20 protein-coding genes are annotated in these 19,707 nt (G+C 63.5%); 9 read left to right on the plus strand and 11 right to left on the minus strand.

Features of this window, described 5'->3' with window-relative positions; translation table 11 throughout:
* Positions 1-101: 101 nt before the first annotated feature.
* On the plus strand, positions 102-572 hold the full coding sequence (locus FHX11_RS23220) for an Lrp/AsnC family transcriptional regulator (RefSeq protein ID WP_184361462.1): 471 nt from the start codon (positions 102-104) through the stop codon (positions 570-572).
* Positions 573-629: 57 nt separating this feature from the next.
* Here FHX11_RS23220 and FHX11_RS23225 read toward each other — a convergent pair whose 3' ends face one another.
* The 3 genes from FHX11_RS23225 to FHX11_RS23235 form a co-directional block, all read right to left on the minus strand.
* The gene (locus FHX11_RS23225; RefSeq protein WP_184361465.1) at positions 630-1,547 is read right to left on the minus strand and encodes an oxidoreductase; all 918 of its coding nucleotides are present in this window, start codon (positions 1,545-1,547) and stop codon (positions 630-632) included.
* Between the two features lie 50 nt (positions 1,548-1,597).
* A complete protein-coding gene (locus FHX11_RS23230) occupies positions 1,598-2,167 on the minus strand; it encodes a TetR/AcrR family transcriptional regulator (RefSeq protein WP_184361468.1) in 570 nt (189 codons plus the stop codon).
* Between the two features lie 117 nt (positions 2,168-2,284).
* Positions 2,285-2,905, minus strand: a complete 621-nt coding sequence (locus tag FHX11_RS23235) for a TetR family transcriptional regulator (RefSeq protein ID WP_184361471.1) — start codon at positions 2,903-2,905, stop codon at positions 2,285-2,287.
* Between the two features lie 240 nt (positions 2,906-3,145).
* On the opposite strand from FHX11_RS23235, the gene FHX11_RS23240 reads away from it, so the two are divergent.
* Together FHX11_RS23240 and FHX11_RS23245 are read left to right on the plus strand one after the other, a co-directional pair.
* Complete coding sequence (locus FHX11_RS23240) at positions 3,146-4,273, plus strand: efflux RND transporter periplasmic adaptor subunit (RefSeq protein WP_246781120.1); 1,128 nt, start codon at positions 3,146-3,148, stop codon at positions 4,271-4,273.
* Positions 4,273-7,431, plus strand: a complete 3,159-nt coding sequence (locus FHX11_RS23245) for an efflux RND transporter permease subunit (RefSeq protein WP_184361477.1) — start codon at positions 4,273-4,275, stop codon at positions 7,429-7,431. Before FHX11_RS23240 ends, FHX11_RS23245 begins: the two co-directional genes overlap by 1 nt.
* Before the next feature lie 15 nt (positions 7,432-7,446).
* On the opposite strand, the gene FHX11_RS23250 is transcribed toward FHX11_RS23245, so the two are convergent.
* The 4 genes from FHX11_RS23250 to hutH (FHX11_RS23265) form a co-directional block, all read right to left on the minus strand.
* Positions 7,447-7,854: a type II toxin-antitoxin system VapC family toxin gene (locus FHX11_RS23250; RefSeq protein WP_184361605.1), complete on the minus strand. Its 408-nt coding sequence runs from the start codon at positions 7,852-7,854 to the stop codon at positions 7,447-7,449.
* Position 7,855: 1 nt separating this feature from the next.
* Positions 7,856-8,089, minus strand: coding sequence for an AbrB/MazE/SpoVT family DNA-binding domain-containing protein (locus tag FHX11_RS23255; RefSeq protein WP_184361608.1), 234 nt, complete (start codon positions 8,087-8,089; stop codon positions 7,856-7,858).
* Positions 8,090-8,178: 89 nt separating this feature from the next.
* Positions 8,179-8,769: a hypothetical protein gene (locus tag FHX11_RS23260; RefSeq protein WP_246781129.1), complete on the minus strand. Its 591-nt coding sequence runs from the start codon at positions 8,767-8,769 to the stop codon at positions 8,179-8,181.
* Between the two features lie 222 nt (positions 8,770-8,991).
* Entirely contained in the window at positions 8,992-10,482 is a 1,491-nt protein-coding gene (gene hutH / locus FHX11_RS23265; protein WP_184361483.1) for a histidine ammonia-lyase, read from the minus strand.
* 150 nt (positions 10,483-10,632) lie between these two features.
* Here hutH (FHX11_RS23265) and FHX11_RS23270 point away from each other — a divergent pair, with 150 nt between their 5' ends.
* Complete coding sequence (locus FHX11_RS23270; protein ID WP_184361485.1) at positions 10,633-10,830, plus strand: hypothetical protein; 198 nt, start codon at positions 10,633-10,635, stop codon at positions 10,828-10,830.
* Here FHX11_RS23270 and hutC read toward each other — a convergent pair.
* Both hutC and FHX11_RS23280 read right to left on the minus strand, forming a co-directional pair.
* Positions 10,794-11,513 carry a histidine utilization repressor gene (hutC, locus tag FHX11_RS23275; protein ID WP_184361488.1) on the minus strand — a complete coding sequence of 240 codons (720 nt, stop codon included), beginning with the start codon at positions 11,511-11,513 and terminating at the stop codon, positions 10,794-10,796. The two genes, FHX11_RS23270 and hutC, sit on opposite strands and share 37 nt — an antisense overlap.
* Before the next feature lie 83 nt (positions 11,514-11,596).
* Entirely contained in the window at positions 11,597-12,940 is a 1,344-nt protein-coding gene (locus tag FHX11_RS23280) for a formimidoylglutamate deiminase (RefSeq protein WP_184361491.1), read from the minus strand.
* 101 nt (positions 12,941-13,041) lie between these two features.
* On the opposite strand from FHX11_RS23280, the gene hutI reads away from it, so the two are divergent.
* Genes hutI through hutU form a run of 3 tightly spaced genes read left to right on the plus strand, consistent with a single transcriptional unit; the run spans position 13,042 to position 17,517 of the window.
* On the plus strand, positions 13,042-14,298 hold the full coding sequence (gene hutI, locus FHX11_RS23285; protein WP_184361494.1) for an imidazolonepropionase: 1,257 nt from the start codon (positions 13,042-13,044) through the stop codon (positions 14,296-14,298).
* Positions 14,295-15,830, plus strand: a complete 1,536-nt coding sequence (gene hutH / locus FHX11_RS23290) for a histidine ammonia-lyase (RefSeq protein ID WP_184361497.1) — start codon at positions 14,295-14,297, stop codon at positions 15,828-15,830. Before hutI ends, hutH (FHX11_RS23290) begins: the two co-directional genes overlap by 4 nt.
* 1 nt (position 15,831) lies before the next feature.
* Positions 15,832-17,517: a urocanate hydratase gene (gene hutU, locus FHX11_RS23295; RefSeq protein WP_184361500.1), complete on the plus strand. Its 1,686-nt coding sequence runs from the start codon at positions 15,832-15,834 to the stop codon at positions 17,515-17,517.
* A 3-nt stretch (positions 17,518-17,520) separates the two neighbouring features.
* On the opposite strand, the gene FHX11_RS23300 is transcribed toward hutU, so the two are convergent.
* Entirely contained in the window at positions 17,521-17,907 is a 387-nt protein-coding gene (locus FHX11_RS23300) for a type II toxin-antitoxin system VapC family toxin (RefSeq protein WP_184361503.1), read from the minus strand.
* The gene (locus tag FHX11_RS23305; RefSeq protein WP_184361507.1) at positions 17,907-18,176 is read right to left on the minus strand and encodes a type II toxin-antitoxin system prevent-host-death family antitoxin; all 270 of its coding nucleotides are present in this window, start codon (positions 18,174-18,176) and stop codon (positions 17,907-17,909) included. The genes FHX11_RS23300 and FHX11_RS23305 overlap by 1 nt, the downstream gene beginning before the upstream one ends.
* 75 nt (positions 18,177-18,251) lie before the next feature.
* Here FHX11_RS23305 and FHX11_RS23310 point away from each other — a divergent pair, with 75 nt between their 5' ends.
* Complete coding sequence (locus tag FHX11_RS23310; protein WP_184361510.1) at positions 18,252-18,830, plus strand: HutD family protein; 579 nt, start codon at positions 18,252-18,254, stop codon at positions 18,828-18,830.
* A 92-nt stretch (positions 18,831-18,922) separates the two neighbouring features.
* Entirely contained in the window at positions 18,923-19,585 is a 663-nt protein-coding gene (locus FHX11_RS23315) for a sulfite oxidase-like oxidoreductase (protein WP_184361513.1), read from the plus strand.
* The last annotated feature ends 122 nt before the right edge of the window (positions 19,586-19,707 follow it).

Below are 19,707 nucleotides of genomic sequence, written 5' to 3' on the forward strand. Positions count from 1 at the left end.
CTGAAGGATACGAAATTTCCGCTTGAACATTGTTCCTATTTGTTATCCAAAATTGGATATCTGGAGTACGATTGTTACCTCATGTTAAGCTGGAGGGAACGATGGAACTGGACGCGCTCGATCACAAGATTGTCTCTGCTCTCGAGGCCGACGCGCGCATCTCCTTTGCCGCGCTCGCCGATCTGGTCGGTCTCAGCAAGACGCCGTGCTGGAAGCGGGTGAAGGCGCTGGAAGAGGCGGGCGTGATCCGGGGCTACCGGGCGCTGCTCGATCCCGCCCGGCTCGGCTTCGGACTGGAGGCTTTCGTGCAGGTGTCGATCGATGTCGAGCGCTTCGATGCCTTCGAGGCGGCAGTCCGCCGCCACCCGTTGATCTGGCGCTGTCACGCCACGACCGGCGAGGCCGATTATCTCCTGCACATACTGGCGACCGACATGGCGGCTCTCGACCGGCTGCTGCGTCAGGAGCTGAACCGGCTGCCGGGCGTGCGCCATACCGTGACGTCGATGTCGACCAGGGAGATCAAGTCGGAGATCTCGCTGGCCGAGGCGGCGCGGCATGTGGGCGAGTAAAGACGCAGTCCCTTCCCGACCGTTCGATAACACCAGTCCGGCAGACCTGGCTCATCATCACGCGGGTCGCAGGCCGGGATCGATGCCCGTCATGGCGACGGATGCATCCCAGAGCCGCCGCGCGGTCTCCGGATTCCGCGCATCGGCGGATCGCGAAGCCGCGCCGGAAACGCCTCTCACCTCGCGAAATCCGATTGGTCCGTAATAGCCGCCGGGCGCTACGGGCGCGGTGGCCGCCTGCAGCGCCGGCCAGGCTCCCATCGCGGCAGTGTTGAGGAGCAACCTGGCCAGCGGCAGCAGCAACTGGGCCGGCCCCATGTAGCGTCCCAACTCGGTGGCGGCCATTCCCGGATGGCAACCGACTGCCGTGACCGGCGAACCGTCGGCGCGAAGTCGGCGGTCCAGCTCAAGGAAGAACAGGGCATTGGCGAGCTTGCTCGCGGAATAGCGCCGCATCCGGGAATAGTTGACCTCAGCGTTCAGATCATCCCAGTCGATCTTGGCGCCCCTGTGTGCGATGCTCGAGGTGACCACGACCCGAGACCCCTGCGTTTGTGCCAGTTTGGGCAGGAGCAGGGAGGTCAGCGCGAAGGTTCCGAGGTGATTGACGCCGAACTGAAGCTCGAAACCCTGCCTGGTGCGGGTAAGCGGCGGGGTCATCACGCCGGCGTTGTTGATGAGCGCGTCGATGCGCGGCTCCCTGGCCGCCGCTTCGGCGGCGGTCCTGACGCTTGCAAGATCGGCCTGATCGAGCGGCAGGAAGGAGAGGTCGGCTCCAGGCGCTTTCCGCCGGATCGCAGCCATTGCGGTTTCGGCCTTTGCCTGGTTGCGACAGGCGAGCAGCACCCGCGCTCCCCGCGCCGCCAGCACGCGGGAAACCTCGAAGCCGATGCCGGTATTGGCGCCTGTAACGATGAAGCATTTGCCAGATTGGTCGGAAACATCGGCTTCCGTGAATCCGCTCCGTTTTGCCATGGTGATACCTTTTTATTGAGTGAGTACATGCTCATTTTTTGATGAAAAAATTAGGCCGCGGTGCCTTTCCAGAACAAATCGAAGCCGGCCTGGCTGACATGCTCGTGATTCCCAGGGTTGGCCTCGATGGCCTCGATCGCGATTTCGGCCAGCCCGAACAGGACCGTGTCGATATAGAAGGCGACGCGCTCGGGATCGGCATGACCGGACAGGCTTTGTTCGACCATCGCGCGCGTCTCATGGAGCATGGCATTGCAGCGATGCTGGCTTTCGGTGGCGATCCGATCCGATACCTTGAGATGGCGTATCGCCTTGCGCCATACCGGGTTTGCCAACCCCCAATCGATCAGCCGGGTCCAGACATGCCGGATACGCTCGCGCGGCCCGGCATCCTCGGGATAGGGCGCCGTCATGACCCCGGCAAGATTGGTTTCGATCTCGACGAACAGCTGGTTCAGAAGCTCGTCCTTCGTTGCGAAGTAGGTGAACAGCGTTCCTTCGGCGACATTGGCGGCTTGCGCGATCCTGGCGGTGGACGCACCGGTGCCCAGCGTTGCGATCAATTCGGCGGCCGATGTCAGAAGGGCCTGTCGTTTTTCTTCGCTGAGGGGGCGCGCCATGATCTTCCAGGATTAATGAGTATGTGGTCACTCATTTATATGGATATGGATCATCCGGTGTCAAGAGGTGCGACCCGATCATGCGGATCGCGGCTCAATTCGGCAGATCGTCGCGTTTCAGGCGGCTTGCCGCCGCATCGATCCGATCAGGCTGCGCACCAGCCTTTCCCCGACATCGACCACGGAGAAGGACTTGTTGGTTCGCAGCCATTCGCCGAAGAGGCCGTTCATGGAGCATTGGAAGGCGCGTGCGGCGGTGTCGACCGTCCAGCAGGAGGCGAGCGTGCCCTGCCGGTCGGCCATGTCGATCAGCTTCTTCAGCTTCTCGTACATCTCGGCATTGGCAGTGATGATGCGCTGGGCGGCATCGGAGCGGATTTCGGTGAACTCGCAGCCGAGAATCATGATGGCGAAGATGCGTTGCTGATGTTCGTCATCGGCCAGAAGCTGCACCACGCCGATCGACTGCTCCTCGATCAGGCCGAGCGGATCGTCATGCCCATGTTCGAGGGCGCCATCGACGATCGTCTCCTGCGGCAGGCGAATTTCGCTGTGCAGCGCCGTCAGCACCTCGGCCTTATCCTTGAAATGCCAGTAGATCGCGCCGCGCGTCACGCCGGCACGGCTTGCGATCTTTTCCAGGCTGGAGCCGCTGACGCCGTGCTCGTAAAACACGGCTGCGGCTGCGGCCAGAACCTCCTCGCGGGTCTTGGCGGCATCTTCCTTGGTTCTGCGCATTCGTTCTTCCCCACTTCCGGGAGGCGGCAGTTTTATTTTATTCCGCCTCATTCGTTTGATTTCACACGATATTCTTCGGAAACTTCAGCGCCGTCCCGGAGCTCATGCAAAAGGTCACGTGAATTTGATGTTTACAATCATTCATGTATGTTTGTATGCTGCGACGCAATAAAAATGTCGAAACTCGTGGTGATTTTTATGACGGCGCATCCCCTTTCCCTTTTGCGCAGCAGCTTTCTTATGGCCGGGTTCCTGTTTCTCGGCGCATTCCCCTCCCTTGCCCAGCAGGCCAGGCAGATGCCGCCACCGCAGGTGACGGTGGTCGATGTCAAGCCGGAAACCGTGCAGCTCACTTATGAATATGCTGCGCGCATCGCGGCCTATAGGCAAGTCGACGTGCGGGCGCGTGTCGGCGGTATCCTGTTGAAAAGAAATTTCGTCGAGGGTGCGGAGGTCAAGGCGGGCGACGTCCTGTTCCTCATCGATCCCGCTTCCTTCGAGGCGACGCTGGCCCAGACCCAGGCACAGTTGCAGCAGGCCGAGGCGCAATTGACGCAGGCGCAGCGCGAGGAAAAGCGCAACATCAGCCTGTTCGACCAGAATGCCGCCACGCAGAAGGCGCGCGACGATGCGATTTCCACGCGCCAGCTGGCCGAAGCCTCGGTGGCGCAAGCCAGGGCGCAGGTGCAGACGGCGCAACTCAATCTCGACTATACCAAGGTTACCGCCCCGGTCGGCGGCATCACCAGCCTGGAGCAGGTCTCCGAGGGCAGCCTGATCGGCACGACGGGCGACACCGGCTTGCTCACCAGCATCACCCAGCTCGACCCCGTCTATGTCAATTTCTCCTTCTCGGACACGGAAGCCGCCGAAGTGCGCCGGCTGATCGACATGAAGAAGGCCAAGGGCGAGGCGCCCAATCTCGGCGTGAAGATTTCCTTCGGCGACGGTTCGACCTACGATCATGACGGCGCCGTCGACTTTACCTCGTCCACCATCGATGCCTCGACAGGCACGCTGCAGGCCCGCGCCGTGGTCGACAATCCCGACCGCCGGCTGCTGCCCGGCCAGTTCGTGCGCGCCAAGGTCACCGGCGTTTCGCTCGACAACGCCATCACCATTCCGGAAGTGGCGCTGATGCAGAGCCCGCAGGGCCAGTTCGTCTACACGCTCGACAAGGACGGCAATGCGCGTGTCAATCCGGTGACGCTCGGCCAGAAGGTCGGCAGCAACTGGCTCGTGCTTTCCGGGCTCAAGGCCGGTGACAGGCTGATCACCGAAGGCATCATCAAGGTGCGCCCCGGCGCGCCCGTGCAGGCGGCGGCAGCCGCCGCCCCTGGCGACGCGAACAAGGTGGCGCAGAACTGATGTTGGGAAACAGATTCTTCATCGATCGCCCCGTTTTCGCGGCGGTGATCTCGATCGTCATCCTGCTTGCGGGCGCCGTGTGCATCCGCATCCTGCCGATCGCGCAATATCCGGAGCTGACGCCGCCGCAGGTGGTCGTCACGGCCACCTATCCCGGCGCCAGCGCCGAGACGGTGGCCCAGACCGTTGCCGCTCCGCTGGAGCAGCAGATCAACGGCGTCGAAGACATGCTCTACATGCAGTCGACGAACTCCAACAGCGGCGCGATGCAGATCACCGTCACCTTCGCGCTCGGCACCGATCCGGACCAGGCCGCGATCAACGTCAACAACCGCGTGCAGCGCGCCGTCACGACCCTGCCGCAGGACGTGACCCGCCTCGGCGTCGTCGTCACCAAGCGCTCGACCTCGATCCTCGGCTTCGTGGCGATGTATTCGACCGACAGCCGCTACGACCGCGCCTATGTCGGCAACTACGCGCTGCTCAACGTCATCGACGACCTCAAGCGCATTCCGGGCGTCGGTGATGTCAACCTGCTTGGCGATGTCGATTATTCGATGCGCATCTGGCTACGGCCGGACAAGCTGGCGCAGTATAATCTGACGCCGAGCGACGTTGCGACCGCCATCCAGGAGCAGAATTCGCAATTTGCCGCCGGCCGCTTCGGCGATCAGCCGAGCAACACCGCCCAGCCCTTCACCTATACGGTGACGACGCAGGGACGCCTGCCCGATGTCGATGCCTTCGGCGAGATCATCCTGCGCTCGACGGCCAATGCCGCGACGCTCAGGCTGAAGGACGTGGCGCGCATCGAACTCGGCACCAAGAGCTATTCGGTACAAAGCAGCCTCAACGGCACGCCGGCCATCCCGATCGCCGTCTATCTACAGCCCGGCGCCAACGCGCTGAATACGATGAAGGCGCTCAAGGGGCGCCTGGACAAGCTGCAGAAGTCCTTCCCGCAGGGCATCTCCTACCAGATCCCCTATGACACGACGAAGTTCATCCAGGTATCGATCGAGGAGGTGGTCAAGACCTTCATCGAAGCCATCCTGCTCGTCATCATCGTCGTCTTCGTCTTCCTGCAGAACTGGCGCGCGACGCTGATCCCGGTCATCGCCGTGCCGATCTCGATCATCGGTACCTTCGCCGGCATGTACATGCTCGGCTTCTCGATCAACCTGCTGACGCTGTTCGGCCTGGTTCTGGCGATCGGCATCGTGGTGGACGACGCCATCGTGGTGCTCGAAAACGTCGAGCGCCTGATGACGACGGAGAAACTGTCGCCCAGGAAGGCGGCCATCAAGGCGATGGGCGAAGTGACCGGTCCGGTCATCGCCATCGTGCTGGTGCTCTGCGCCGTGTTCATTCCCGTCTCCTTCATGGGCGGGCTGGCCGGCCAGATGTACAAGCAGTTCGCCGTCACCATCGCGATTTCGGTCACCATTTCCGGCATCGTGGCGCTGACGCTGACGCCGGCGCTCTGCGCGCTGATCCTGAAGCCCGGCCATCACGAGCCGGTACTGCCCTTCCGTATCTTCAACCGTGCCTTCGACCGGCTGACGCGGGGCTATACGGCCGGCGTCGCCTTCTTCCTCAAGCGCATGGTGCTCGGCTGCCTGCTGGTCGCCGGCCTCCTTGGGGCGACCGGATATCTCTTCTATACCCTGCCGGGGTCGCTGGTGCCGGACGAGGACCAAGGCTCGCTGTTCGAAATCGCCATCCTGCCGCCGGCGGCGTCGCTGACGCGCACGCAGGCGGTGATGGATCAGGCTGTCGTCAACACGCAGAAGATCCCCGGCGTCGAGAATGTCTTTGCCGTCGCCGGTTTCGACCTGCTGTCGGGCGGCCTGAAAAGCAGCGCCGGCGTCGCCTTCGTGACGCTGAAGGACTGGAGCGAGCGCAAGACGCCGGAGCTCGACGCCCGCAACATGGCCGGGCCGATCATCGGGGCCAATATGGGTATCAAGGACGCGATGGTGCTCGCCTTCAACCCGCCGCCGATCCAGGGTCTTTCGACGACCGGCGGCTTCGAGGTCTATGTCCAGGACCGCTCCGGCAAGGGTGTCGCGGGGCTTTCCGAACAGGCGCAGAAGCTCGTGGCGGCTGCGTCCAAGCGGCCGGAGCTGGCGGGCGTGCGCACCACGCTCGATACCAACGTGCCGCAGTTCCGCGCCGATCTCGACCGCGAGAAGGCCAAGGCGCTCGGCGTGCCGATCAACTCGGTCTTCGATGCCATGCAGGCGACCTTCGGCAGCCTCTATGTCAACGATTTCACGCTGTACGGCCGCAATTATCAGGTGAACCTGCAATCGGAAGCGCCGTTCCGCGAATCGCCCGACGATCTGCGTCAGGTCTTCGTCCGCTCCGACAGCGGCAAGATGATTCCGCTCGACACGCTGATCAAGGTGACGCGCGTCATCGGACCGGACCAGCTCGAACGCTACAACGCCTTCAACGCCGCCAAGATTACCGGCAACCCGGCGCCCGGCTATACCTCGGGCGATGCGATCAAGGCGATGCAGCAGGTGGCGGCGGAAACCCTGCCGGAAGGCTTCCAGATCGCCTGGACGGGCTCGGCCTACCAGGAGCTGGAAACCGGTGGCGCGGGCACGCAGGCGATGATCTTCGGCATCATCATGGTGTTCCTGATTCTCGCGGCGCAGTACGAAAAATGGAGCCTGCCGCTCGCCGTCATCACCGCGATCCCCTTCGCGCTGTTCGGTGCACTGCTCGCCACCTATCTGCGCGGGCTCACCAACGACGTCTATTTCCAGATCGGCATGGTGACCCTGATCGGCCTGGCGGCGAAGAACGCCATCCTGATCGTCGAGTTCGCGGTGCTGAAGCGCAAGGACGGGATGAGTGCGGCGGAAGCCGCGCTCGAGGCGGCGCGACTGCGTTTCCGCCCGATCGTGATGACCTCGCTCGCCTTCATCCTCGGCGTCGTGCCGCTGGCGATCAGCACCGGCGCCGGCTCGGCCAGCCGCCATGCCATCGGCACCGGCGTCATCGGCGGCATGCTGGCGGCGACCTTCATCGCTACCTTCTTCATTCCGATGTTCTACCGCCTGATTGCCTGGAAACAGCCGAAGCCCGAGGTGGACGACGAGGATGAGGACATCGGCCACCGCACGCATGCGCAGGCGGCGGAGTAACGGATCATGCCGTCGTCATTCCGCTGCCGGACTGATCAGCGTCACGGATTTGAAGTAGGTCCGGAAGCGGCTCGTGTTACGTGTCAGCAGGGTTAGACTGCCGACCGCCGCATGAGCACCGATGAAGAAATCGGGCAGGACGGCGCTGCGCGTCCCGCCCGATTTGCGATATTGGCCAAAAACCTTGCCAGCCAGAAATAGCGCTTCGCGAGGGATCGGCATCAGGCTGACGCCGGTCTCGGCAAGCATCTCGTCGAGATCCTCGATGCGGTCGTAGCGTACCGAGATTTCGGCATAGATCACATCGTTGATGTAAAGCGGGCCGAGAAGGGTGGCGCTGTCGAGCTGGTCAAGGGACCAGCCGTACCAGACGGGGTCATCGGTGATGATATCCAGCAGGATGTTGGAATCGACGAGGATCACCTCAATCGTCACCGCGGGTCAGGGCCAAGATCTCGTCCGTGCTCATGCCTTTGCCGGCATGGCCGCGAAATTTGGCGAACCGGCTATGCTGCCTGTCCTCATCGATCGGAACGACCACGACGTTGCCATCGGCCGCGCGGCGAAAATCGATACGGCTTCCAGGGCCGATCCCGAGCAACTCGCGAACGGCCTTCGGGATCGTGACCTGCCCTTTTGCTGTTACGGTCGTGCTCATAAGCGCCTCGGTAATGATCTCTGCAATAGAGGTATTACTTTCGAGGCATGCTTTCAAGGCGGTCGTCCATGGTGGGGGCTTGCAGCCGCTTACATCGGCGGAACCGTGCCGTTGAGGCCGACGGCGACGCGGTCGGCGGAGACCATGCCGTCGTCGGAGGCTTCGCCAGTGATGAAGACGCCGGCGCCGGCCTTCAGGTCGTCCTTGCTGGCCGAGGTCAGCGTCACGATCGGCGTGCCGTCGGGTATGCTGATCTTGCGCTCGCCGCCCTTGTAGGTCAGCGTCAGCGTCGGGCCGTTGACCGAGCTGACGGCGTTGGCAACCGTGGCGTTGGTCATGGAACTGTTCGGCTGCGAATCCCAGGGGCGGTCGCCTTCACCGGTGCCTTTCATCGCGGCCGGGAAGATCACCACTTCGATGGCGCCGTTGATGCCGCTGTCGGTCGGCTGCGAGGCGGCGCCGATGAAGTCGCCTGGCTTGATATCGGCAACCGAAGCCTTGACGACGCCGGTGACGGTCCAGCCGGATTTCAGCATGACGGTGACATCCTTGCCGTCGCGGGATTTGACCGCGAGCGTATCGCCACTGAGGCTTTCGATCGTGCCGCGCACGCGCACGCGCTCGGCGGCATTGGCGTCCTGCAGCGCCAGGAGCGTTGCGGCGGCACCGGCGGCGAGCATCAATGCGCCCTTCGTCAGAAGCTTGCGGTCCATGGGCAGTCTCCTTGAGACATCAATTGATTGGCGGGTTTTGACGGGCAGCCGAGGCTGCATTGCGTGAGGGGATCGCCCGGCGGGCAGCGCAATGGCGACAACGGGGCGATCTTATGCATCGCCCCTCGGCGCCGCCAATCAAACAAGTGTGAGAGCGGCGTGTTCCGTCGCGCGGGTGTTCATGTCACCCTACGCGGATGGAGGATCGCGTTCGGATATGAGCTGCCGCACTGCGTCGATATCGCGGTTCAGCGGTCGGTCGTCGTGATAATGGGCGACCTGCGAGCGCACCAGCCGGTAGATCGCATCGGTGCCGGGGGCACGGCTGGCGGTCGCTTCAAGGAAGTCATGGGCCTGTGCCGCCGCCATCAGCTCTATGGCGAGGATATGCTCGGCATTGTCGAGGATGGCGAGCAGCTTGTTGGCCGCTGCCGTCGGATGGGCGAGAAAATCCTCCTGCAAGCCGGAGGTCATGCCGCCGTCGAGGCTGGCGGGCGCGGCGAGCCGGCGGTTGTCGTTGGCGAGAGCCGCCGCCGTATATTGCGCGATCATGAAGCCGGAATGGCTGCCGGCGTCGCTTGCCAGAAATGGCGGCAGGCCGCTCACGAGCGGATTGACCAGCCGGTCCATGCGCCGTTCGCTCATCGCGGCGATCTGTGCGAGCGCGACCGCCAGGCTGTCGGCGGCCTGGCCGAGTGCGGGGGCGACCGCATGCGCCTCGGAGGAGACGACCGGCCGTTCCGGCGTGCCCGAAATGGCGGGATTGTCGGTGACGGAGGCAAGCTCGCGGTCGGCGACGCCGGCGGCAAAATCGAAGACGTCGCGCGCCGCGCCATGGGCATGCGGAATGGCCCGCAGGCTGAGCGCGTCCTGCGTGCGCCGGCCGACAGCGGCGGCAATCAGCCCGCTGCCATGAAGCCGCTCCCGCAGGGCGCTGCCGACGGCCGCGATGCCTGCCGATTGGCGCAGATTCAGTACGGTCTCGTCAAAGGCCGCCATCTGTCCGCCAGTGGCTTCCAGCGTCAGCGCCGCGACAGCGTCGGCCCAGGCGAGAAGGCGCTCAGCGCGGGCAAGCGCCAGGCTGAAGAGGCCGGTGGCGCAGGCCGTGCCGTTGACGAGGCTCAGGCCCTCCTTGGCGCCGAGCACCAGCGGCTCGAGACCGATCGCCGCCAGCGCCTCGCGGCCGGGCAGAGATTTGCCGCCGACCCGGGCCGACCCTTCGCCGATCAGCACCAGCGCCGTATGGGCATTGTGCGTCAGATAGCCAGCCGAACCTTTCGATGGAACATCCGGCACGCAATCCCGTTGCAGGAAGAAGAGCAGGTGCTCGACGATTTCCCGCCTGATGCCAGAATGACCGTGGGCGAAATTGGCGATCTGGGCGGCGATGACGGCGCGCACCTCGCGGGTCGCGAGCGGGCTGCCGACGCCGCAGGCATGGCTGAGGATGATGTTGCGCGACAAGCGGCTCTGGGAAGGGCGATCGACCACCGTATCCGACAGGGCGCCGACGCCGGTATTGATGCCGTAGGCGCGTATGCCGCGTTCGACGATGCTTTCGACGATGCGGCTCGCATGTGCGATGCGGGCCCAGGCGGCATCGTCCAGAGCGAGCGTCTCGCCGGCTGCGACATCGGCGATATCTCGCCAGGTGAGGGTGGTTTCGATCGTCACGGTCATGGCCGCATTGCCTTTGAGAAATCCCGGGAATCCGGGTCATGGTTCAAATTTTAAGGTTTCGTAGAGAGTTTGGCCGCACAACAGGCCTTCGCCTCGAAATGCCCTTCCCGCCGTGCTACGACTTTGGGCGTGGGAAATTGGAGGACCAAAATGATCGCGATCCGCCCATTTTTGATCGGCCTTACCCTCATTCTTGCGTTGGTGCTGATTGCGCTCAGCATCCTGCTGGTCAATCCCGTGCAGCCGCCCCGCCAATCCGGAAGCCTCATTCCCATGCAGACCGATCCCGGCGGAACCAACGGCGGTGGCGCTCAGCTCGAGGGCGTGAAGCGCGCCACCAGCGAGTGACGGTCACCCGGATAGGTGAGCCGGACATGGGTGATCGGGCCGAGGCCGCTCCAGGTGCGTCGTTCGACCACGAGGCAGGCGGTTCCCCTGGCGATATCCAGGCTGGAAGCCGCGTCGTTCTCCGCCGAAATGGCGCGGATCTGATGTTCTGCCGTGCTCCAGGGCACCTGGTTGAGCAGCCATGGCCCCGGCGGTAGCTTGTTGAAATCGACCGCGTCGGCCTCCGGGACTGCGTCGAGATTGATGACGCGATCCTCCAGGCAGAAGGGCTGGCGCCCGGCATAGTGAACGCAGATCACCTCCAGCACCGAGACCGAGCCGGCATATTCCAATCGCCGTGCATCATCGGAACGGCCCTTGCGCCGCGACCGTTTCACGATCTCGTGGGAGTAGGGCAGGTTCAGTGACAGGACTTCCGACTTGATGTCGTGGATTTCCAGAACCGCCGACTGGGCGCGCGGCTGGGTGACGAAGCTGCCCGAGCGCTTGCGCCGCTCGATCAGGCCGGCGCGGGCAAGCTGCGTCAGCGCCTTGTTCACCGTCATGCGCGAACAGTCATATTGCTCGGCCAGCGCCAGCTCGAAAGGAATGCGATAGCCGGGGGGCCAGTCGCCGGAGACGATTCGGCCCTCGATATCGCTGAGGATACGCTGATGCAGGGTCGCCTCTTTGCTTGTGGTCATGCCGCCGATCGTTCCCTCGTAAGATCCGGGTATTCGCCGCCCGATTTATTTAAGTCTCAAATCGCCGCGAGGAAAAGTTCTTTTCAACCGATGAGTTCGGACATGGCCGCGCGGAACCGGCTCGAGATCGCCTGCCGCTTGACGTGCCGGCCGCCCTCGACCTGCTTGTCGCCGCGCGTCCAGACGCAATCGACGGCGACGCCGCTTGCAAACATCCATTGGTCAAGGATCTGATCGCCGGAGAGATAGGGTACGGCGCTGACGTCGAGCGAGACGATATCGGCATGATGGCCGACGGCAAGTCGCGCCGGCGCCTTCAGCGCTGCGCCGCCGCCGGACAGCGCGTGGTCGAACAGCGCGCGCGCCGTCGATCCGTCGGGGGCTGCGACGACATTGCGGGCCTTGAGCGCCAGGCGCTGCGAATATTCGAGCTGCCGCAGCTCCTGCGGAACGGAAATCAGGATGTTGGAATCCGAGCCGATGCCGTAGCGGCCACCTTCCTGCAGGAACAGCGGTGCGGAAAAGGCGCCGTCGCCGAGATTGGCTTCGGTGATCGGGCAGAGGCCGGCGATCGCGCCGCTCCTTGCCATCCGCCGGGTCTCGTCGTCGGTCATATGGGTCGCGTGAATGAGGCACCAGCGTCCGTCGACCGGGGCGTGATCGAGCAGCCATTGCACCGGCCGTGCGCCCGACCAGGCGATGCAGTCTTCGACTTCCTTTACCTGTTCGGCGACATGGATATGGATCGGCCCGTCGCCCGCCAACGGCACGAGTGCCGTCAATTCCTCGGGATTCACCGCCCGCAGGCTGTGCGGCGCGAGGCCGAGCTCGGCGCCGGGAAGCCGGCTAACGACGGTGCGGCATCCGGCCATCAGCGCCTCGAAGCTGTCGAGCGAATTGATGAAACGCCGCTGGCCGTCGATGGGGGCGGCGCTTGCGAAACCGGAATGGGCGTAGAAGACGGGCAGAAGCGTCAGGTTGATGCCGGTCTCGGCGCTGGCCGCGCCGATGCGCTCGGCCAGTTCGGCGATATTGGCATAATGGCTGCCGTCCTTGTCGTGGTGCAGGTAGTGGAACTCGCCGACGCGGGAGAAACCGGCTTCGAGCATTTCCATATAGAGCTGGGCGGCGACCGCTTCGACATGATCCGGGGTCATGGACAGAGCGAATTTGTACATGACGGTGCGCCAGCTCCAGAAGCTGTCATTCGCCGGGCCGCGCACTTCGGCAAGGCCGGCCATGGCGCGCTGGAAGGCGTGGCTGTGCAGGTTGGGCATGGCGGCCACGAGGACATCGTGCCGCTCGTCGCCGGCCTGCGCCGCAACCCCGGCCTCGATGCCGGCAATACGGCCGGCGTCGAGCGTCAGCCGGACATTCTCCCGCCAGCCGTCGCCAAGCAATGCCGAACGTGCGTGTAGTTTCGTCATGGTCCAACCCTTTCCTTTTGGATGCCGAGTCCAAAATCCCTCTTGTCAGCCTTTTTATTATGTATATACATTATGACCCCATGAGGAAAGGCGTAAAGCTGATGCGTGGGAACAATTTTTCCGAAGAGAGCATAAAGTCCGACGGCGTGAGCCGCCTTTGGCGCAATGCCCGCCTGGCGACCTTGAAAGAGGATGGGCCAGGACTCGGCCTTGTCGAGAAGGGCGCGATCCTGACCAAGGGCGGCCGCATTGTTTTCGCCGGCAGCGAAAGCGATCTGCCCGATGTCGGCAATGCCGAGATCGTTGATCTTGAGGGACGCTGGGTGACACCCGGTCTCGTCGATTGCCATACGCATATCATTCACGGCGGCAATCGCGCCCGCGAGTTCGAAATGCGGCTCAAGGGCGCGACCTATGAAGAGATCGCGCGCGCCGGCGGCGGCATCGTCTCTTCCGTCAACGCAACGCGGGCTCTGTCCGTCGACGGGCTGATCGAAGCCGCCCTGCCGCGCCTCGATACGCTGCTTGCCGAGGGCGTCACCACCGTCGAAGTCAAGTCCGGCTATGGTCTCGACATCCCATCCGAATTGAAGATGCTGCAGGCGGCGCGCGGACTGGAAAAGGTTCGTCCGGTTCGCATCGTCACTTCCTATCTTGCCGCGCATGCGACGCCGGCCGACTACAAGGGCCGCAACGGCGACTATATTGCCGATGTCGTGCTGCCGGGTCTGGAACAGGCGCATGCCAAGGGTCTGGTCGATGCCGTCGACGGCTTCTGCGAGGGGATCGCCTTTTCTCCGGCCGAAATCGCCCGCGTCTTCGATCTGGCGACGTCGCTCGGCATTCCGGTGAAGCTGCATGCCGAACAGCTCTCCAATCTCGGTGGCGCCAAGCTTGCCGCCTCCTATGGCGCCCTGTCTGCCGACCATGTCGAATATCTCGACGAGGACGGCGTGAAGGCCATGGCGGCGGCCGGCACGGTCGCCGTGCTGCTGCCTGGCGCCTTCTATGCCATCCATGAAAAGCAGAAGCCGCCGGTCAAGGCGTTGCGCGAGGCCGGTGTCGCCATCGCCATCGCCACCGACTGCAATCCCGGCACCTCGCCGCTGACCTCGCTGCTGCTGACCATGAACATGGCCGCGACCCTCTTCGGCCTCACCGTCGAGGAATGCATCGCCGGTGCCACGCGCGAAGGTGCCCGTGCGCTCGGGCTGCTGGCCGAAACCGGCACGCTGGAAGCCGGCAAATCGGCCGATTTCGCCATCTGGGATATCGAAAGCCCTGCCGAGCTTGTCTATCGCATCGGCTTCAATCCATTGCATGCGCATGTCTTCAAGGGCGAAAGGTTCGATCGATGACCGTCACTCTTCATCCGGGTTCCGTCTCACTGCAGCAATTGGCGACGATCTACTGGACGGGCGAGCCGGCCAGGCTCGATGCGTCCTTCGATGCCGGCATCGCCAAGGCGGCGGCGCGCATCGCCGAGATCGCGGCCGGCAACGCGCCGGTCTACGGCATCAATACCGGCTTCGGCAAACTGGCCTCCATCAAGATCGACAGCGCCGATGTCGCCACGCTGCAGCGCAATCTCATCCTGTCGCATTGCTGCGGCGTCGGCCAGCCGCTGCCTGACAATGTCGTCCGCCTGATCATGTCGCTGAAGCTGGTCTCGCTCGGTCGTGGCGCCTCCGGCGTGCGGCTCGAGCTGGTGCGGCTGATCGAGGCCATGCTGGAAAAGGGCGTCGTGCCGGTTATCCCGGAGAAGGGCTCCGTCGGCGCATCCGGCGATCTCGCGCCGCTCGCCCATATGACCGCCGTGATGATGGGCCATGGCGAGGCCTTCTATGCCGGTGAACGGCTGGATGGTGCCACGGCACTCGAAAAGGCCGGGCTGACGCCGGTCGTGCTCGCCGCCAAGGAAGGCCTGGCCCTGATCAACGGCACGCAGGTGTCGACCGCGCTCGCGCTGGCCGGCCTGTTCCGCGCCCATCGGGCCGCACAGGCCGCTCTCATTACCGGCGCCATGTCGACGGATGCCGCCATGGGCTCTTCCGCGCCGTTCCATCCCGACATCCATACGCTGCGCGGCCACAAGGGCCAGATCGATACCGCAGCCGCCCTTCGCGGCCTGCTCGCCGGTTCCGTCATCCGTCAAAGCCATATCGAGGGCGATGAGCGGGTGCAGGATCCCTATTGCATCCGCTGCCAGCCGCAGGTCGACGGCGCCTGCCTCGACCTCCTGCGGTCCGTCGGCCGTACGCTTGAAATCGAGGCCAATGCGGTCACCGACAATCCGCTCGTGCTGTCGGACAATTCCGTGGTGTCCGGCGGCAACTTCCATGCCGAGCCGGTGGCTTTCGCCGCCGACCAGATCGCCATCGCCGTCTGCGAAATCGGCGCGATCGCGCAGCGCCGCATCGCGCTGCTGGTCGATCCGGCGCTGAGCTACGGCCTTCCCGCCTTCCTCGCCAAGAAGCCCGGCCTGAATTCCGGCCTGATGATCGCCGAAGTGACCTCGGCGGCATTGATGTCGGAAAACAAGCAGATGTCGCATCCGGCCTCCGTCGATTCGACGCCGACGTCGGCCAATCAGGAAGACCATGTGTCCATGGCCTGCCATGGCGCGCGCCGCCTGCTGCAGATGACCGACAATCTCTTTGCTATCGTCGGCATCGAGGCGCTGACGGCGGCGCAGGGTGTCGAGTTTCGCGCGCCGCTGACCACCAGTTCTGAACTGACGCTTGCCATAGCCGCCATCCGCGCCGCCGTGCCGACGCTGGAGGTGGACCGTTACATGGCAAACGACCTTAAGGCCGCCAGCGACCTCGTCGCCTCCGGCGCACTCAATGCATCCGTTTCCGCTGATATCCTGCCTTCCCTGGAGATATGACATGACCAACCCACGCCATAACATCCGCGAGATCCGCGCGCCGCGCGGCCCGGAACTCAACGCCAAGAGCTGGTTGACCGAAGCGCCGCTACGCATGCTGATGAACAACCTCGATCCGGACGTCGCGGAAAATCCGAACGAGCTGGTCGTTTATGGCGGCATCGGCCGCGCCGCCCGCACCTGGGACGATTTCGACCGTATCGCCGCGACGCTGAAGACGCTGAACGAAGACGAGACGCTGCTGGTGCAGTCCGGCAAGCCGGTCGCCGTCTTCCGCACCCACAAGGATGCGCCGCGCGTGCTGATCGCCAACTCCAACCTCGTGCCGCACTGGGCGACCTGGGATCACTTCAACGAGCTGGATAAGAAGGGCCTTGCCATGTACGGCCAGATGACGGCCGGCTCGTGGATCTATATCGGCACGCAGGGCATCGTGCAGGGTACCTACGAGACCTTCGTGGAAGCCGGCCGCCAGCATTATGACGGCAACCTCAAGGGCAAGTGGATCCTGACCGGCGGTCTCGGCGGCATGGGCGGCGCACAGCCGCTGGCGGCCGTCATGGCCGGCGCCTGCTGCCTCGCCGTCGAATCCGACGAAACCCGCATCGATTTCCGCCTGCGCACGCGTTATGTCGACGAGAAGGCGAAGACGCTCGACGAGGCGCTTGCTTTGATCGAGAAGTGGACGAAGGCCGGTCAGGCCAAGTCCGTCGGCCTGCTCGGCAACGCCGCCGAAATCTTCCCGGAACTCGTAAAGCGCATGAAGGCCGGCGGTCCGCGCCCGGATATCGTCACCGACCAGACCTCGGCGCATGACCCGCTGAACGGCTATCTGCCGATCGGTTGGACGGTGGCCGAACACAAGGCCAAGCGCGAGAGCGATCCGAAGGCCGTCGAAGCCGCCGCCCGCGCCTCGATGAAGCTGCATGTCGAGGCCATGGTTGCCTTCTGGGATGCCGGCGTGCCGACGCTCGACTATGGCAACAACATCCGCCAGGTCGCCAAGGAAGAAGGCTTTGAAAATGCCTTCGCCTTCCCCGGCTTCGTGCCGGCCTATATCCGCCCGCTGTTCTGCCGCGGCATCGGTCCGTTCCGCTGGGCGGCGCTGTCGGGTGATCCGGAGGATATCTACAAGACCGACGCCAAGGTGAAGGAGCTGTTGCCCGACAACAAGCACCTGCACAATTGGCTGGACATGGCGCGCGAGCGCATCGCCTTCCAGGGTCTGCCGGCACGCATTTGCTGGGTCGGTCTCGGCGATCGTCACCGCCTCGGTCTCGCCTTCAACGAAATGGTCAGGAACGGCGAGTTGAAGGCGCCGGTCGTCATCGGCCGCGACCATCTCGACTCCGGCTCGGTCGCCTCGCCGAACCGCGAAACGGAAGCCATGAAGGACGGCTCGGACGCCGTGTCCGACTGGCCGCTCCTGAACGCGCTGCTCAACACCGCCTCGGGTGCGACCTGGGTATCGCTGCATCACGGCGGCGGCGTCGGCATGGGCTTCAGCCAACACTCCGGCATGGTCATCTGCGCCGACGGCACGGATGATGCCGCCCGCCGTCTGGAGCGCGTCCTCTGGAACGACCCGGCAACCGGCGTCATGCGCCACGCCGATGCCGGCTACGACATCGCCCTTGATTGGGCCAAGCAACAGGGTCTGCGCCTGCCGGGGATTTTGGGGAACTGAAGCCTACACCAACCGCACAAGACCGCCGTAGCTTGCGACGGTCTTGTCGGCGGTGATCAGGGAAATACCTTCAACAAAGGCTTGAGCGACGAGAATTCGGTCGAAAGGATCTTTGTGAATATCGGGCAGATCCGCGACCGCGGCTGCGTGCTGTCCGAGAACGGGTAGTTCTTCATATCCGTTTTCGAGCAGATTTTCATAGAGCCTGCGAGGGTTGATTGCAAAGTCGGATCGCGCCAGCCCTGTCTTGATCGCCACTTCCCATATGCTGGCGGTCGAAAATGCAATCGTATTGTCGAGGTCTTCAATCAGGTCGCGGGCTTTCTCCGGCAGTCGCTGGGAAGCGACCGTCGCCCAGAGCAGAATATGTGTGTCCAGGAGAAATCTCATCAATCTTTGATGCTTTTGAAATCATTGAGATTACCATGGAACATCTCCTCGATTTCATCGGCCATCATGATGTCGAAATCCTCGGGAACCACGATCTCGCCATCCATGAAGCCGATGCGGCGCTTCTTTGGCGCTTCCTTTTCTTCAAGAGGCACAACCTTCACCATCGGCTTACCCGCCTTGGCGATAATGAAGGCTTCACCCTTGGCGGCCTTTTCGATCAGCCGCGACAAGTGCGTCTTCGCCTCGTGTATATTGACGGTTTCCATGATGGTCTCCAAGCGGACTTAGTCCGCTGAACTTAGTTTACTCTTGCCCGAATTGCAACGACTGGACTTGAACCTATGGTAGCTCAGACATTCACCATCCTCCGCCACGACAGTCACCGTCGCATGCCCTGGAAAAACGGCGGTGGCGAGACGGTGGAGATCGCCGTTTCGCCTGACGGCGCCGGGCTTGCCGACTTCGACTGGCGCGTCAGCATGGCGACCGTTGCCACGGATGGGCCGTTTTCGGTCTTTCCGGGCATCGATCGTACGCTATCCATTCTCGATGGCGCGGGCATGACCCTCTTCATCGAGGGGCGCGCGCCCGAGCGTCTGGTGCAGGCGAGCGAGCCGCTGCCCTTTGCGGCCGACGCGCCGACCACGGCGACCTTGATCGACGGAACAATCACCGATCTCAACGTGATGACGCGGCGGGGGCGGTTGTCGCATTCGGTGCGCCGCGTCGGCGTCGATGGTTCCGGCGAGCTTGCGGTCCATGGTGAGACGGTGCTGGTTCTCTGCCATCGCGGCCAAGTCGATATTGCCGGCCGACAGCTTTCAGAGGGCGATTGCCTTGTGGCTGAAGCGGTTGCTGCGACACGATTTGCAGTGTCTGGATCAGCACAGATGTTTGTGATCGAGATCGAGCCGGTATAGGGAGTGCATGGCCAGTCGGCGGGCTTCCGCTCTCCCGCTTGACACCTGCCAGCCTCCGATATCCTATCGCCGCATAGCAAAGGGATGCCCTGATGAGCGACGACCAGATCCCCGCCGACAGCAAGCTCACCACCTCCAAGCGCCGTTGGGCGGCGGAGGGCAAATTCCTGACGGGGCGGATCAGCCGGCCGGAGACGGAACGGCTGCCGCCGGGACAGCATCTGGTGAAGAACTGGCCGGTGCTCGATCTCGGCCAGCAGCCACGGATCTCGCTGTCGAGCTGGAGGCTCGATGTGCGCGGGCTTGTGGAGACGCCGCTCAGTCTCGATTGGGCGGCTTTCCAGGCCATCGAGCAGAGCAGCAAGGTCAGCGACATCCACTGCGTCACCACATGGTCGCGCTATGACAACCGCTGGGAAGGCGTGTCGACGCGTGACCTGCTCGATCTCGCCATGCCGAAGGCGGAGGCGCATTTCGTCATGCTGACCAGCTATGACGGCTATACGACCAATCTGCCGCTCGCCGATTTTGCCGCCGAAGACGCGATCCTCGCCACTGCCTGGGAAGGTCAGCCATTGACGCGCGAGCATGGCGGGCCGATGCGGCTGGTCGTGCCGCATCTCTATTTCTGGAAAAGCGCCAAATGGCTCACCCGCATCGAGCTGATCGGCGCCGACAAGGCTGGTTTCTGGGAGGAGAACGGTTATCACATGTATGGCGATCCCTGGCGCGAGCAGCGTTATTCCGACGATTGAGGTCGTCGTTCCGCCGCCGCCTTTCTTATGGAGTTGGGCATCTTTTTAATAGCTCCGGGGTTCGATTGCGGCTTTGCAACCGGCGGCAATGGGCGTATGCATTGATCATATGATTGCCGCCG

This window comes from Rhizobium sp. BK602 (assembly GCF_014195095.1).
GTDB lineage: Bacteria > Pseudomonadota > Alphaproteobacteria > Rhizobiales > Rhizobiaceae > Rhizobium.

Bases quoted from the DNA above. Each gene is read 5' to 3' on its own strand.
- FHX11_RS23260 (WP_246781129.1), bottom strand. From the start codon at position 8,769: ATGCTCGCCGCCGGTGCCGCCGCAACGCTCCTGGCGCTGCAGGACGCC.
- FHX11_RS23310 (WP_184361510.1), top strand. From the start codon at position 18,252: ATGGTAGCTCAGACATTCACCATCCTCCGCCACGACAGTCACCGTCGC.
- FHX11_RS23300 (WP_184361503.1), bottom strand. From the start codon at position 17,907: ATGAGATTTCTCCTGGACACACATATTCTGCTCTGGGCGACGGTCGCT.
- hutU (WP_184361500.1), top strand. From the start codon at position 15,832: ATGACCAACCCACGCCATAACATCCGCGAGATCCGCGCGCCGCGCGGC.
- hutI (WP_184361494.1), top strand. From the start codon at position 13,042: ATGCGTGGGAACAATTTTTCCGAAGAGAGCATAAAGTCCGACGGCGTG.
- FHX11_RS23225 (WP_184361465.1), bottom strand. From the start codon at position 1,547: ATGGCAAAACGGAGCGGATTCACGGAAGCCGATGTTTCCGACCAATCT.
- FHX11_RS23235 (WP_184361471.1), bottom strand. From the start codon at position 2,905: ATGCGCAGAACCAAGGAAGATGCCGCCAAGACCCGCGAGGAGGTTCTG.
- FHX11_RS23270 (WP_184361485.1), top strand. From the start codon at position 10,633: ATGATCGCGATCCGCCCATTTTTGATCGGCCTTACCCTCATTCTTGCG.
- FHX11_RS23255 (WP_184361608.1), bottom strand. From the start codon at position 8,089: ATGAGCACGACCGTAACAGCAAAAGGGCAGGTCACGATCCCGAAGGCC.
- FHX11_RS23315 (WP_184361513.1), top strand. From the start codon at position 18,923: ATGAGCGACGACCAGATCCCCGCCGACAGCAAGCTCACCACCTCCAAG.
- FHX11_RS23220 (WP_184361462.1), top strand. From the start codon at position 102: ATGGAACTGGACGCGCTCGATCACAAGATTGTCTCTGCTCTCGAGGCC.
- FHX11_RS23245 (WP_184361477.1), top strand. From the start codon at position 4,273: ATGTTGGGAAACAGATTCTTCATCGATCGCCCCGTTTTCGCGGCGGTG.
- FHX11_RS23230 (WP_184361468.1), bottom strand. From the start codon at position 2,167: ATGGCGCGCCCCCTCAGCGAAGAAAAACGACAGGCCCTTCTGACATCG.
- hutH (WP_184361497.1), top strand. From the start codon at position 14,295: ATGACCGTCACTCTTCATCCGGGTTCCGTCTCACTGCAGCAATTGGCG.
- FHX11_RS23280 (WP_184361491.1), bottom strand. From the start codon at position 12,940: ATGACGAAACTACACGCACGTTCGGCATTGCTTGGCGACGGCTGGCGG.
- hutC (WP_184361488.1), bottom strand. From the start codon at position 11,513: ATGACCACAAGCAAAGAGGCGACCCTGCATCAGCGTATCCTCAGCGAT.
- FHX11_RS23305 (WP_184361507.1), bottom strand. From the start codon at position 18,176: ATGGAAACCGTCAATATACACGAGGCGAAGACGCACTTGTCGCGGCTG.
- hutH (WP_184361483.1), bottom strand. From the start codon at position 10,482: ATGACCGTGACGATCGAAACCACCCTCACCTGGCGAGATATCGCCGAT.
- FHX11_RS23240 (WP_246781120.1), top strand. From the start codon at position 3,146: ATGGCCGGGTTCCTGTTTCTCGGCGCATTCCCCTCCCTTGCCCAGCAG.